The organism is Mesorhizobium sp. B4-1-1 (genome assembly GCF_006439375.1).
Classification (GTDB): domain Bacteria; phylum Pseudomonadota; class Alphaproteobacteria; order Rhizobiales; family Rhizobiaceae; genus Mesorhizobium.
Genome location: NZ_VFTH01000002.1, coordinates 15,728 through 27,630, shown reverse-complemented (window position 1 = coordinate 27,630; position 11,903 = coordinate 15,728). Strand labels below are relative to the sequence as shown.

Annotated in this window: 11 protein-coding genes; 10 read left to right on the top strand and 1 reads right to left on the bottom strand. The window is 64.8% G+C overall.

Going from position 1 to position 11,903, the window contains the following annotated elements; all coding sequences use genetic code 11:
• Nucleotides 1-17: 17 nt before the first annotated feature.
• From FJW10_RS03005 to FJW10_RS02960, 10 genes are all read left to right on the top strand, one after another.
• Nucleotides 18-1,268 (top strand): ABC transporter substrate-binding protein, encoded by a 1,251-nt coding sequence (locus tag FJW10_RS03005; protein ID WP_140898291.1) that lies wholly within the window; start codon nucleotides 18-20, stop codon nucleotides 1,266-1,268.
• A 118-nt stretch (nucleotides 1,269-1,386) separates the two neighbouring features.
• A complete protein-coding gene (locus tag FJW10_RS03000) occupies nucleotides 1,387-2,112 on the top strand; it encodes an ABC transporter ATP-binding protein (protein WP_140898765.1) in 726 nt (241 codons plus the stop codon).
• Nucleotides 2,109-2,900, top strand: a complete 792-nt coding sequence (locus tag FJW10_RS02995; protein WP_140898290.1) for an ATP-binding cassette domain-containing protein — start codon at nucleotides 2,109-2,111, stop codon at nucleotides 2,898-2,900. Before FJW10_RS03000 ends, FJW10_RS02995 begins: the two co-directional genes overlap by 4 nt.
• Nucleotides 2,897-3,784 carry a branched-chain amino acid ABC transporter permease gene (locus FJW10_RS02990; RefSeq protein ID WP_140834214.1) on the top strand — a complete coding sequence of 296 codons (888 nt, stop codon included), beginning with the start codon at nucleotides 2,897-2,899 and terminating at the stop codon, nucleotides 3,782-3,784. The genes FJW10_RS02995 and FJW10_RS02990 overlap by 4 nt, the downstream gene beginning before the upstream one ends.
• Nucleotides 3,784-5,658 carry an alpha/beta fold hydrolase gene (locus FJW10_RS02985; protein ID WP_140898289.1) on the top strand — a complete coding sequence of 625 codons (1,875 nt, stop codon included), beginning with the start codon at nucleotides 3,784-3,786 and terminating at the stop codon, nucleotides 5,656-5,658. Before FJW10_RS02990 ends, FJW10_RS02985 begins: the two co-directional genes overlap by 1 nt.
• A 329-nt stretch (nucleotides 5,659-5,987) precedes the next feature.
• A complete protein-coding gene (locus FJW10_RS02980; RefSeq protein WP_140898288.1) occupies nucleotides 5,988-7,241 on the top strand; it encodes a sarcosine oxidase subunit beta family protein in 1,254 nt (417 codons plus the stop codon).
• 13 nt (nucleotides 7,242-7,254) lie between these two features.
• Nucleotides 7,255-7,524 carry a sarcosine oxidase subunit delta gene (locus FJW10_RS02975; RefSeq protein ID WP_140706143.1) on the top strand — a complete coding sequence of 90 codons (270 nt, stop codon included), beginning with the start codon at nucleotides 7,255-7,257 and terminating at the stop codon, nucleotides 7,522-7,524.
• Nucleotides 7,521-10,400: a sarcosine oxidase subunit alpha family protein gene (locus FJW10_RS02970; protein ID WP_140898287.1), complete on the top strand. Its 2,880-nt coding sequence runs from the start codon at nucleotides 7,521-7,523 to the stop codon at nucleotides 10,398-10,400. The genes FJW10_RS02975 and FJW10_RS02970 overlap by 4 nt, the downstream gene beginning before the upstream one ends.
• Nucleotides 10,393-10,917, top strand: a complete 525-nt coding sequence (locus FJW10_RS02965) for a hypothetical protein (RefSeq protein ID WP_140898286.1) — start codon at nucleotides 10,393-10,395, stop codon at nucleotides 10,915-10,917. The genes FJW10_RS02970 and FJW10_RS02965 overlap by 8 nt, the downstream gene beginning before the upstream one ends.
• A 51-nt stretch (nucleotides 10,918-10,968) precedes the next feature.
• The gene (locus FJW10_RS02960) at nucleotides 10,969-11,631 is read left to right on the top strand and encodes a TetR/AcrR family transcriptional regulator (protein ID WP_140898285.1); all 663 of its coding nucleotides are present in this window, start codon (nucleotides 10,969-10,971) and stop codon (nucleotides 11,629-11,631) included.
• Nucleotides 11,632-11,654: 23 nt separating this feature from the next.
• On the opposite strand, the gene FJW10_RS02955 is transcribed toward FJW10_RS02960, so the two are convergent.
• Nucleotides 11,655-11,879, bottom strand: a complete 225-nt coding sequence (locus tag FJW10_RS02955) for a hypothetical protein (protein WP_140898284.1) — start codon at nucleotides 11,877-11,879, stop codon at nucleotides 11,655-11,657.
• Nucleotides 11,880-11,903 lie beyond the last annotated feature (24 nt).

Genomic DNA, 11,903 nt, shown 5'->3' with positions numbered 1-11,903 from the left:
AAATGGGGAATGATCTCATGCAGAGGGGACTACTGAGACAGTTGCTTCTCGTCGGCGCGCTGAGCGCGTCGGCTCTGGGCACGGCAATGGGGGCGGCGGCGGCCGCCGACGTCGTCAAGATCGGCGTGCTCGCGCCGCTTTCGGGACCTTCGGCCTCCGACGGCGCGGACTTCGTCAAGGGCGTGGAGCTCGCCGTTGACGAAAAGAACGCCAACGGCGGCGTGGCCGGCCACACGTTCGAGATCATCTCGGCGGACGTCAAGGACGGGTCGCCCGACAACGTCAGCAGCGCGGCGCAGCGCCTCATAAACACCGAAGGCGTACAGGTCGTGCTGACCGGCTATGCCAGCCTGTCGCTTTTCGAGGTCGATCTCTTCGCCGATGCCAACATGCCCTACATCTCGTCCGGCCCGTCCGGTTCGTTTGCCGGCATCGTGAGCAAGGACCCGGGCAGCTACAATTGCTGCTGGTCGCTCTCGCCGTCCTACAAGGGCTACGAGACGGACGTGCTTCCCCTGTTGGAAGGGCTGATCGCCGATGGCAAGTTCAAGCCCGCGGGCAAGAAGCTGGCGATGATCTCGTCCGACAACCCTTATTCCAAGGTCATCTCGGAAGGCATGAAGAAGTCCTTCTCCGCTGCCGGGTGGACCGTGACCGTGGACGAAATGGTGCCGTTCGGCCCCGTCAACGACTGGCGCGCTATCCTTGCCAAGGTGCGGCAGGACCCGCCGGACCTCGTGGTCAACACCGACTATCAGCCCTCGAACTCCGCTCTGTTCCTGAAACAGTTCCTGGAACAGCCGACCCAAAGCCTGGTGTTCCTGCAATACGCGCCGTCGGTTCCCGAATTCGTCGACCTGACCAAGGAACAGTCGAACGGCGTCCTCTACAACCTGATCGGCGGCGCCATCGACTCGCCCGGCTGGCAGCGTGGGCAGGAAGTGCTGAAGAAGTTCCAGGACAAGTATAAAGTCGCTCCGGGCGTCTACGGCTCGGCTCTCTACGAAGAGGCCGAGATGTACTTCGCGGCGCTGGAGAAGGTCGGCGACCCCAAGGATCATGACGCGATCGGCAAGGCGCTTGGTGAAACCAAGTTCGACGCCGCGCCGGGGCCGGTGGAATTCGACCAGGCGACGCATCTCGCCGTGCAGGACGAGAACCACATTCCGGTGACGTTCTACCAGATCTGGGACGGCAAGCGCTTCCTGATCGGGCCGAAGAAATACGCTACGGGCGATTTCAAGCTTCCGCCTTGGATCAAGCAGTAGCAGAAGCCTTCCGGTCGGTACGCGAAAGTGTCCGATTTGCCGGCGCGGTCTATCGCGCCGGCAAATCTCCAAGGTACCGAAGCCCAACAGCGTTCCGCTTTCGTCAAAGCAGTCTTGCATGATTCTTACGGCTGAAAATCTCACCAAGTCCTTCGGCGGTTTGCGCGCGGTGGGCGGCGTCAGCTTTGCGCTGGCCGAGAACGAAATACTCGGCGTCGCCGGGCCGAACGGCAGCGGCAAGAGCACGCTGTTCAACATCCTGACCAACATTCCCTTTCCGGCCGACAGCGGCCGCGTCGTTTTCGAGGGGAAGGAGATCCAGAACGTGGCGCCGGAGGAGGTGAGCCGTTCCGGCATTGCCCGCACCTTCCAGCGCGAAAGCATCTTCGCCTCGCTGAGCGCTATCGACAATGTGCTGGTGGCCATCGAGCACAGCGGCAAGAGGCAGGGGCAGAGGCGGGACGAGATCGCCGCGATCGCGGTGCTCGACATGGTGGGCTTTCCCCAGACGCTGCACAACGCGCCGACCGCGACCCTTCCGATCTTCTTCCGCAAGATACTGATGATTGCCAGCGCCTTGGCCATGTCGCCGCGCGTGCTGCTGCTCGACGAACCGGCGTCGAGCCTGACGCCCGGCGAGATCGACCACATGAAGGCGCTCATTCTCGGGCTGCGCCAGCGCGGCATCGCCATCCTGCTCATAGAGCACGTCCTGCCGCTGCTGATGTCGGTCTGCGACCGGCTTATCGTCCTCGACCAGGGCCGGGTGATCGCCCAGGGGCTTCCGGCCGAAGTCGTTGCCGATCCGAAAGTGATCGAAGCCTATCTGGGGCAGGCACGATGACGGGCACGCTTCTCCTCGACGTCAGGGGCCTCGATGGTGGCTACGAGCCGCTGCAGATATTCCGCAAGATCGACCTTTCGCTGGTGCAGGGCGCGAGCGTGGGGCTGTTCGGCCCGAACGGCCACGGCAAGACGACGTTCCTGAGAACCTTGTCCGGTATTATCGATCCGTGGGACGGGGACATTTTCTTCGACGGCGTCCAGCTCAACCGGCCGGGTGCGCGCGGCAGCCGGCGCTGGCGCAATTTCAACTACGACGCCATAGCCCGGCGCCGGATGGATCCGAAAGCGGTGGCGCGTGCCGGGCTGATCCATGTCCCGCAGGGAAACCTGCTGTTCCCGGACATGACGGTCGCCGAAACGCTGTCGATTGCGCCCTATGCTTCACGCGGGCGCGCCAACGCGGCGGAGACGCTGGACACGGTCTTCCGGCTCTTTCCCCGGGTGCACGAGCGGCTCGGCCACAAGATACGCTTCCTTTCGGGCGGCGAGCGCCAGATGGTGGCCATAGGCGTCGGACTGATGGCGGCGCCGAAGCTTCTCATCCTCGACGAGCCGACGCTGGGCTTGTCGCCCAAGCTGCGCGGGGAACTCGCGTCGGCGATCCAGACCATCCGGGGATCCGGCGTGCCGCTGATCGTGGTCGATCAGGACATCGCCTTCCTCGAGGAGCTGATCGACACGCTCTACCTCTTCGATCACGGCCGCATCTCGCGACGCATCGAGAAGGCGGACATGCCCACGCATGAAGAGATCATGAAACTGATGTTCGGCGAGGATCACCATTGACCCTTGAGACGCTCAACCTGATCCTGCTCGGCGGCATCGTGCTGGGCGCTCTCTATGCGCTGATGGCGACCGGCCTGGCGCTCGTATGGACGACGCTCGGCATCTTCAATTTCGCCCATGGGACGTTCATCGCGCTCGGCGCTTACATCGCCTGGCAGATCGCCAGCACCGAAGCCTCGGCCGCCGGGCTGCTGGCCGGAGCGGCGGTCTCCATCATCGGCATGTTCGTCATCGGCATGCTCGTCTACTACCTCCTCATCAAGCCCTTCGAACGAAGCCCGGACATCGTGGTGAAATCCGTCATCACCACGCTGGCGGGCGCGACCATCCTGGAAAACGTCATCAACCTCGTCTGGGGACCGCGCAACAAGCAGCTTTCTCCTCTGCTCGGCGGAGACATGTCGCTCTTCGGCATCACCATATCCCGCAACGAGATGGCGGTGGTGGCACTGGCGCTCGTCATCCTGGCGGCGCTCGGCGTTTTCCTGCAGCGTGCGCCGCTTGGTCGCGCCATGCGCGCCGTGGCGCAGAACCGCGAGGCGGCGCAGCTGATGGGCATCGATGTCGAGCGGCTCTATGCGATCGCCTTCGGTCTGTCGGCGGCGCTGGCCGCGCTGGCCGGCATCCTGATCGGCTCTACCCGCTTCATGAATCCTTCGATGGGCTCCGACCCGCTGATGAAGGCGCTGATCGTGGTGATCTTCGGCGGCATCGCGCGCTTCACCGGCCCGATCTACGCGGCCTTCATCGTTGGCCTGCTCGAGGCTGTCATGACCTATCTCGTCGGCCTCTACTGGAGCCCGACAGTGCTTTTCGCCATCATGATCGTCGTGCTCGTCGCCAAGCCAGAAGGCCTGTTTGGCCGCTACAGGAAATCCGTCTGATGCGGTACAACCCGTCCTTCGCCCGCGGTTCCGGGCTGATCCCGGTTCTTGCCGTCCTGGCCGTGCTGGCGCTCGTGCCGCTGCTTTCCTCGAACATGTATCTGCGGCATCTCCTCGTGCTGGCCTTCATGTTCGGCATCGTGGCCTCGAGCTGGGACCTCAGCCTTGGGTATGGCGGCCTGTTCAATTTCGCCCATGTCGCGCTCTTCACCATCGGCACCTACGCGTTCGGGCTGGTCGGCCAGACTCTCGGCCTGTCGCCATGGCTGGGCATAGCGTTCGCCGGGGTCGCCGCGGGGCTTGTCGCGGCCCTCATCACGCTGCCCATCCTCAGGCTTTCAGGCATCTACATCATCCTGGTGACCATCGCGGCCTCGCAGGTGCTCTACCAGATCATCATCAGCCAATCCGACATCACGGGCGGCACGTCGGGCATGGTAAGCCTGCCGGCGCTCGATCTCTTCGGCTACCGCTTCAATCGCGGCGGCAAGGTCGGCTATTATTATCTGGCCCTGCTGATGCTGGTGGCCTCCACCATCATCCTCTACAAGATCACCCGCTCGCGTTTCGGCCGCGCCATCCTGGCCATGCGCGACCATAAATACTATGCCATCTCGCGCGGCATGTCGGAGACGCGCATCCGGCTGTTCACGCTGACGGTGAGCGCCGCGCTGAGCGGCGTGGCCGGCGGATTCTACGGCTCCTACATGCGCGTAGCCTCTCCCGACAATTTCGGCCTCGGGCTGCTTGGCCTGCTGCTCTCGATGCTTTTGCTCGGCGGTACCGGAACGATCTGGGGTCCGATCCTTGCGGCCTTCTTCGTGACCATGGTGTCGGAGGTCTTCGCTGCCTACGGCGCCTGGCGCAACATCATCATGTCGCTATTGCTGATCGTCATCCTGATCTTCTATCCGGGTGGCCTGTGGGCCTTGCTGCAGACATTTCGTGAAGCGCTCGACGTGGTCCGTTCGCAGGCGACGGCCAGGCTGCGCCGCCGCTTCGGCCTCGGCCAGCGGGAAGCGATGACCGGAGCGCGTGAGACGATCGTCGCCACCCGCCATGGCAGGATCGCCGTGGCCGACACTGGCGGCGACAAGCCGGCGCTTCTCTTCATTCACGGCAATTCCTCCGCCAAGGAAGTGTTCGCCAACCAGTTCAAGGCGTTCCGCGACCGCTATCGCGTGGTCTCCTTCGACCTGCCCGGCCACGGCGTGTCCGACAACGCCGATCCGGAAAAGGACTATAGCGTCGAGGCCTTCGCCGACGTGGCCGAAGACGTGCTCAAGGCGCTCGGCGCGGCAAACCCCTTTGTGTTCGGATGGTCGCTGGGCGGCTATATCGCCATCGAGCTTGCGGCCCGCGGCTATCCCGTGAGGGCGCTTGCCATTTCCGGCACGCCACCGCTCCGGGTCGTTCCGGAAGATGTCGGCCGCGCCTACGATGCAACCAGCCATTTCGTTCTGGCGAGCAAGACCTTCCTGTCGCCGGCCGAGAGCCGCGACTTCGCCGCGTCGACGACCGGTCCGAAAACGCCGGAGACGGCCCACCTCCATCGGGCCGTGCGAAGGACCGACGGGCGCGCCCGGGCCTATACGCTGGGCAAGCTCCAGATCGTGGACTGGCCGCGCCAGATGCGTTTCCTGCGCTCGGCCGCGATGCCATTCGCCATTCTGAACGGCTCGGACGATCCGTTTCTGAACCATCGGTATTTCCGGGACCTCAAGCTCGAGCAGTGGACCGGCGAGCCGGACGACATCCAGGACGGCAAGCACGCGCCTTTCCTGCTGAAACCGGCGATCTTCAACGAAAGGCTCGCTGCTTTCCTGCGCGCGGCCGAAGCAAGAAGCCGTCATGGCGCCGACGCGGTCGCCTGATGTCCTGAACGGGAAGCTGCCGTGAGTGTCGGGGCGCCAAGTTAAAGCGGTTCAGCTGCAGGGAACACTGCCTACGAAGGCTTTCGGCGCTTATCGGTCTCGTTGGACCAATGCCCAAAATTTGTGAAACGCGCGGAAGGGCGTTCCTATGCTTTGAATGGACACAGGTGTACATTCACGCTAAATGTGTGCTTGGCGCTGCTTTGCGGTGTTCGGCGCCACGGCAGGTATCTTGAGGGACGATCGATGCACATGTTCGAGCTGGAAGCCCGGCGACCAAGCCCTTGCGGTGGAGCGATGTCACTGGCCTGTGACGGCGATTTGGGCGCATGACGAGGCAGTACTCGGCGCTTTCGCTCTTCAAAGAGGGCATCGCCGGTCAGACCGGTTGGGAAAAGGCCTGGCGCTCTCCTGATCCGAAACCGCGCTACGACGCGATCATAATCGGCGGCGGCGGGCACGGCCTCGCCACCGCCTACTATCTCGCCAAAAATCACGGCATCACCAACGTCGCGCTCTTGGAGAAGGGCTGGATCGGAGGCGGCAATACCGGCCGCAACACGACGGTGGTGCGTTCGAACTACTTCTACCCGGAAAGCGCGGTGATCTATGGACTGGCCCACAGCCTCTACAAGAGCCTTTCGACGGACCTGAACTACAATGTGATGTTTTCCGCGCGCGGCATCCTCACGCTCGCGCACAGCGAATCCGCAATGGAAACCGCCGCGCGGTCGGTCAACGCCATTCAGGTCAACGGCATCGATTGCGAGTTGTTCTCGGTCGAGGACGTGCGTCGCGTCGTGCCGATCTACAATTTCAGCCCGGACACACGCTTCCCCGTCTATGGCGGCACCTGGCAGCCAAGCGGCGGCACCGCCCGCCACGACGCTGTCGCCTGGGGCTACGCCCGCGCGGCGAGCCGTCTCGGTGTCGACATCATCCAGAATTGCGAGATTTCCGATTTTATCATCGAGAATGGGCGCTGCCGCGGCGTCGTCACCTCGCGCGGCGCAATCCGGGCCGAGCGTACAGGCATGGCGGTGGCCGGCCATTCGTCGGTGCTGGCGGCGAAGGCGGGATTTCGGCTGCCGGTCAATTCCTATGCGCTGCAGGCCTGCGTGTCCGAACCGGTCAAGCCGATCCTCGACACAGTGGTGATCTCGCCGGACACCGGCGTCTATGTCAGCCAGTCGGACAAGGGCGAACTGGTGATCGGCGGTGCGCTCGACCGCATCCCGTCATACGGCCAGCGCGGCAATCTGCCGGTGCTGGAAAGCGTGATCGCCGGCATGCTTGAAATGTATCCGATCTTCGGCCAGCTGAAGATGATGCGGCAATGGGCCGGCATCGTCGACGTCGTCCCGGATTCCTCGCCCATCATCGGCGAGTCGCCGCTGCCCGGCCTTTTCCTGAATTGCGGCTGGGGCACGGGCGGCTTCAAGGCTATTCCCGCAGGCGGCACCCTGCTTGCCCATCTGCTTGCCACCGGCAGGCATCACGACATCAGCCGGCCTTTCGATCTCGACCGCTTCGCCCGCGGCCGCCTGATCGACGAGGCCGCCGGCTCCGGCATTGCCCATTGAAGGTGTAGAAAAGATGCAGCTCTTTCCCTGCCCGTTCTGCGGGCCGCGCGAAGAAAGCGAGTTTCACTATGGCGGCGAGGCCGGCAATCTCCGGCCCGACGGCAGCGATGTGACCGCCGAACGCTGGGCCGGTTATCTCCACATGCGCGACAATCCGAAGGGGCCGACGCGAGAGATCTGGGTGCATATGACATGCGGCGAGTTTTTCGCGATGAGCCGCGACAGCGTCAATCACAAGGTGTCGGGCTCTTCCGTGCTCGGCGAAGCGGAGCACGGCGCATGAGCGCTTCCCGTCTCACCACCGGCGGCAGCGACATCGACCGCGACTGCCCGCTGAGCTTCACCTTCGATGGCAGGCGTGTCGAGGGTTTTGTAGGCGACACAATCGCCTCCGCCTTGCTCGCGAGCGGCCAGGCCGTGGTCGGCCGCAGCTTCAAATACCATAGGCCGCGCGGCATCTGGGGCTCCGGCGTCGAGGAGCCCAACGCGCTGGTCGATGTCGAGAGCGCGATCGGCCGCGTGCCGAATGCGCGCGCCACGACCATGCAAGCCGTCGACGGCATCAAGGTCAAGAGCGTCAACGCTTCGCCGACGGCCGAGACCGACCGCAACGCCGTTTTGGATCGCTTCGCCCGCTTCCTGCCCGCCGCCTTCTACTACAAGACCTTCATGTGGCCGGACTGGCACCTGTTCGAGCCGCGCATCCGCGCCATGGCCGGACTTGGCGTCGTCGATCCGGACTGGAAGCCGCGTCAGGTCTCGGACCAGGTCAACCATCATTGCGACGTCCTGGTGGTCGGCGCCGGGCCCGCAGGCCTTGCCGCGGCAGCCAGCGCGGCGGCGGCCGGCCACTCGGTCGTCCTGGTCGACGACAGGACGCATCCCGGCGGGTCGCTGCGTCATCGCGCCGGTGAGATCGATGGCGTCGAGGGCAAGGCGTGGGTCGACGCGACAGTTGCCAGGCTGAAGAGCGGTGGCCAACTCGTGCTGAGCGATACGACCGCGTTCGGCCTTTACGATCACAATCTGGTCGCGCTCAACCAGCGCCACCCCGACGGCAGGCCGGACACGCTTTGGCGCGTGCGGCCCCGCCGCGTCGTGCTGGCGACAGGCGCGATCGAACGGCCCGTGCCGTTCGCCAACAACGACCTTCCGGGAATCCTCTCCGCCGACGCGGCGCTCAGCTATCTGCGTCGGCATGGTGTGCTTGTCGGCCGCGAGATCGTGCTCGCGACCAACAACGATAGCGCCTATGAGCCGGCCTCCGCGCTCGCCGCGGCCGGCGCTTCGGTGACGGTGGTCGACTGCCGGCGCGACGGCGGTGTGCAAGGAAGAGCCGATATTCGAGTCGTGGCTGGGCGCACGATCAAGGCGGCGCGCGGGCGCAATGCCGTCCAGGGTGTCCTGCTGGACGACGGCACGACGCTTGCCGCCGATTGCGTTCTCGTCTCCGGCGGCTGGACACCCACAGTGCACTTGTTCTCGCAGGCGAAAGGCAAGCTCGCCTGGAGCAACCAACTTGCGGCATTCATCCCCGGCGAAGCCATCGACGGGATTGGCGTCGCCGGCGCCGTGGCCGGCACGGTCTCGCTTTCGGATGCCTTGGCCAGCGGCGCCGCGGCGCCCGGCGAGTTCGGCTCGTCGACGCCGGCGCCTCGCGGCACGGGGGCGGAAGCATCGCTCGGCGTCGTCAACCTGTGGCCGAAACCCAAGGCCAAGGGGCGCGTCTGGATCGACTACCAGAGCGACGTCACCGCCAAGGATGTCGAGCTCGCGGCGCGGGAGAACTTCGTCTCGGTCGAGCACCTGAAGCGCTACACCACGCTTGGCATGGCGACCGACCAGGGCAAGACCTCGAACCTGAACGGTCTGGCGTTGCTGGCTGACATCACCGGGCGGGGCATCGCCGAAGTCGGCACCACGACCTACCGGCCGCCGTTCACGCCTGTCCCATTCGCCAGCCTTGCGGGAGCGCGCCGGGGCAGCATGCATGCGCCGGTCCGCCGGCTGCCGCTGGAGGCGAACCATCGCGCCGCCGGCGGGGTGTTCCAGGAATATGGCGGCTGGCTGAGGCCTGCCTATTATGGCGGCGGTGAAGCCGGCGCCTCGATCCAGGAAGAGGCGCGCCGGGCCCGGCAATCCGTAGCGCTCTTCGACGGTTCGACGCTGGGCAAGATCGAGGTGATCGGCCCGCGCGCGGCCGAGTTTGTCGACTTCATCTATTACAATACCATGTCGACCCTGAAGCCGGGCCATTGCCGCTACGGCTTCATGCTGTCGGAAAATGGCGTCGTCTTCGATGACGGCGTCCTGGTCCGCCTGGACGAGCATCGCTTCATCGTCTCCTGCTCGTCCTCGCATGTCGCCGCGGTCCACGCGCGCCTCGAGGAATGGCGGCAGGACCGCTTCGGCCGCGACGCGGTCTATATCCACAATGCCACCGCGCACTACGCCACTTTGACCGTTTCGGGTCCGAATGCGCGCCAGGTCGTGGAAGCGCTCGATCTGGGCGTAGCACTTGACGATGCCAGCCTGCCGCATATGGCCGTCGCCGCCGGCCGCTTTGGCGGCGACGAGGTGCGCATCGCCAGGGTCTCCTTCACCGGCGACCGCAGCTACGAGATCTCCATCCGCGCCGACCGGGCAGAGGCGCTGTGGGCGAGGATGCAGCGGGAGGGCCGCGCCTTCGACGCCGTTCTGCTCGGGCTCGAGTCGCTGATGATCCTGCGCGCCGAGAAGGGATACATCGTCATCGGCAAGGACACCGACGGAACAACCATGCCGCACGATCTGGGCGTCGCCGGACCTCGGACCAAACGCGTCAACGAGTTCGTCGGCCGCCGCTCGCTTTTCACCGAGGCGGGGAACAGCATGGACCGCAACCAGCTCGTCGGTCTTGCGCTGCGCCAAGGCGAGGCGCCGCTGGCGACCGGCGCGCATGGCGTGGAGAAGCGCGACGGCCGGCTCAGGAGCATCGGTTTCGTCACCTCCAGCTATCAGAGCCCGACCCTGGAACGCCCTGTCGCCCTGGCGCTCATCGAACGGGGCGCGGCGCGGCACGGCGAAACCATCGACGTTCAACATCTGGGTGTCGTGCGGCAGGCGACGATCGTTGCGCCTTGCGCCTTCGATCCGGAAGGGAGGCGGCTCCATGCGTAACCTTGCCGAAAAATGGCCGGCGGCGCCCGACTGGGCCACCGCCACGCTCAGCAAAGGCAGCGTCGGCGTGCGAACGCTTGGCGGGCTGAACCAGCTTCTGGTCAGCGGCGACCTTGCCGCCTGGTCGAAGGCTTCGGCGCTTGCCGGCGAAGGTGTCGGAGCTGGGGCAATTGCCTTCGGCGACAGATACATGGTGCGGATCGCGCGTGACCGCGTTCTTGCGGTCGGGGAACAGCCGTTCCCGGTTGCGGCCGGCTGGCACGCGGCCGGTTTCGCGGTGACGGCCATGGATGCCGGACTGCATGTCTTCGAGATCGAGGGGCCGGACCTGGATCGGCTGATCGCCAGGGGCACGGCGCTCGATCCCGGAGCGGCAAGCCGCTCGGCTTCGATCCTTTTTGCCGGCGTCGACGTTCTCTTCTACCGGTTCGGGAACCGCCATCGGGCGCGTCTCCACGTCGACCGGGGCCTTGCCCCGTATCTTTGGGAGTGGCTTGAACAAGTGCAAGTATTGTAGCGTGGTGGTTTCAGGTCTATCTAGCCGGCGTTCAAACTTGGCCAGCCCGCTATGTTCTCCGATTCCAATGCTGATGAAGTCGTGCGGCGGTCCGGTCTGATCGGCAACACCAAGGTGACGCGCGAGGACTGGATGAACCTCGCGCTGGAGACGTTGATCTCCGAGGGCGTGGAGGCGGTGCGCGTGCTGGCGCTCGGGCAGAAGCTCAATGTCTCCCGTTCCAGTTTCTACTGGTACTTCAAGAGCCGTCAGGACCTGCTCGACCAGCTGCTGGACTACTGGCGCAACAACAACACCCGGTTCATCGTCGAGCAGGCCGGCCGGCCGGCCGCGTCGATCACGCAAGCCGTGCTCAATATCTTCGAGTGCTGGCTGGACGAAACGCTCTTCAATCCGCGACTTGACTTCGCCGTGCGCGCCTGGTCGCGCCAGTCCGCCGACGTCCACCGGGTCGTGAACGAGGAGGACGACGCGCGCGTCGAAGCCATCCGGGCGATGTTTTCACGGCATCGCTACGAAGCCACGGAAGCGTTCGTGCGGGCGCGCGTGCTGTACTTCACGCAGATCGGCTATTACTCGCTCGAGATCGTCGAGCCGGTAAGCAACCGTCTCTTTCTGACGCCGGCCTACCTGCTCACGCACACGGGCGAAGCCCCTCGCGAAGGAGAGGTGGAGGCCTTCGCCAAAAAGATGCTGCCGAGACGTCCCGGCTGAGCAGTCCCGCCTCCGCGATCACATCAATTCAGATCGCGTGGAAACTCCTTGACCTCTTGGCGGTCGACCACGACCTCGTCACCGGCGCGTGCGATGAGATGCGTTTCCATGCGCCAGACATCGCCGGTGTGGATGGCGCACCGTCCCGTCGCGCTTTCGATAGGGCAGGCGAGTTGACCGAGGTCGCCGGAATTGAACATCTCGAAATAGCGACGCACGATGGCTTTGTTGGCTTCGGAGTCGGACATCGGCGGATCCTTCTTGGAACGGTG

What these genes read in the sequence shown, in the direction of transcription:
- FJW10_RS02970 (WP_140898287.1), top strand. Translation starts at nt 7,521, where the DNA reads ATGAGCGCTTCCCGTCTCACCACCGGCGGCAGCGACATCGACCGCGAC.
- FJW10_RS03005 (WP_140898291.1), top strand. Translation starts at nt 18, where the DNA reads ATGCAGAGGGGACTACTGAGACAGTTGCTTCTCGTCGGCGCGCTGAGC.
- FJW10_RS02980 (WP_140898288.1), top strand. Translation starts at nt 5,988, where the DNA reads ATGACGAGGCAGTACTCGGCGCTTTCGCTCTTCAAAGAGGGCATCGCC.
- FJW10_RS02960 (WP_140898285.1), top strand. Translation starts at nt 10,969, where the DNA reads ATGTTCTCCGATTCCAATGCTGATGAAGTCGTGCGGCGGTCCGGTCTG.
- FJW10_RS02995 (WP_140898290.1), top strand. Translation starts at nt 2,109, where the DNA reads ATGACGGGCACGCTTCTCCTCGACGTCAGGGGCCTCGATGGTGGCTAC.
- FJW10_RS02955 (WP_140898284.1), bottom strand. Translation starts at nt 11,879, where the DNA reads ATGTCCGACTCCGAAGCCAACAAAGCCATCGTGCGTCGCTATTTCGAG.
- FJW10_RS02965 (WP_140898286.1), top strand. Translation starts at nt 10,393, where the DNA reads ATGCGTAACCTTGCCGAAAAATGGCCGGCGGCGCCCGACTGGGCCACC.
- FJW10_RS02975 (WP_140706143.1), top strand. Translation starts at nt 7,255, where the DNA reads ATGCAGCTCTTTCCCTGCCCGTTCTGCGGGCCGCGCGAAGAAAGCGAG.
- FJW10_RS03000 (WP_140898765.1), top strand. Translation starts at nt 1,387, where the DNA reads ATGATTCTTACGGCTGAAAATCTCACCAAGTCCTTCGGCGGTTTGCGC.
- FJW10_RS02985 (WP_140898289.1), top strand. Translation starts at nt 3,784, where the DNA reads ATGCGGTACAACCCGTCCTTCGCCCGCGGTTCCGGGCTGATCCCGGTT.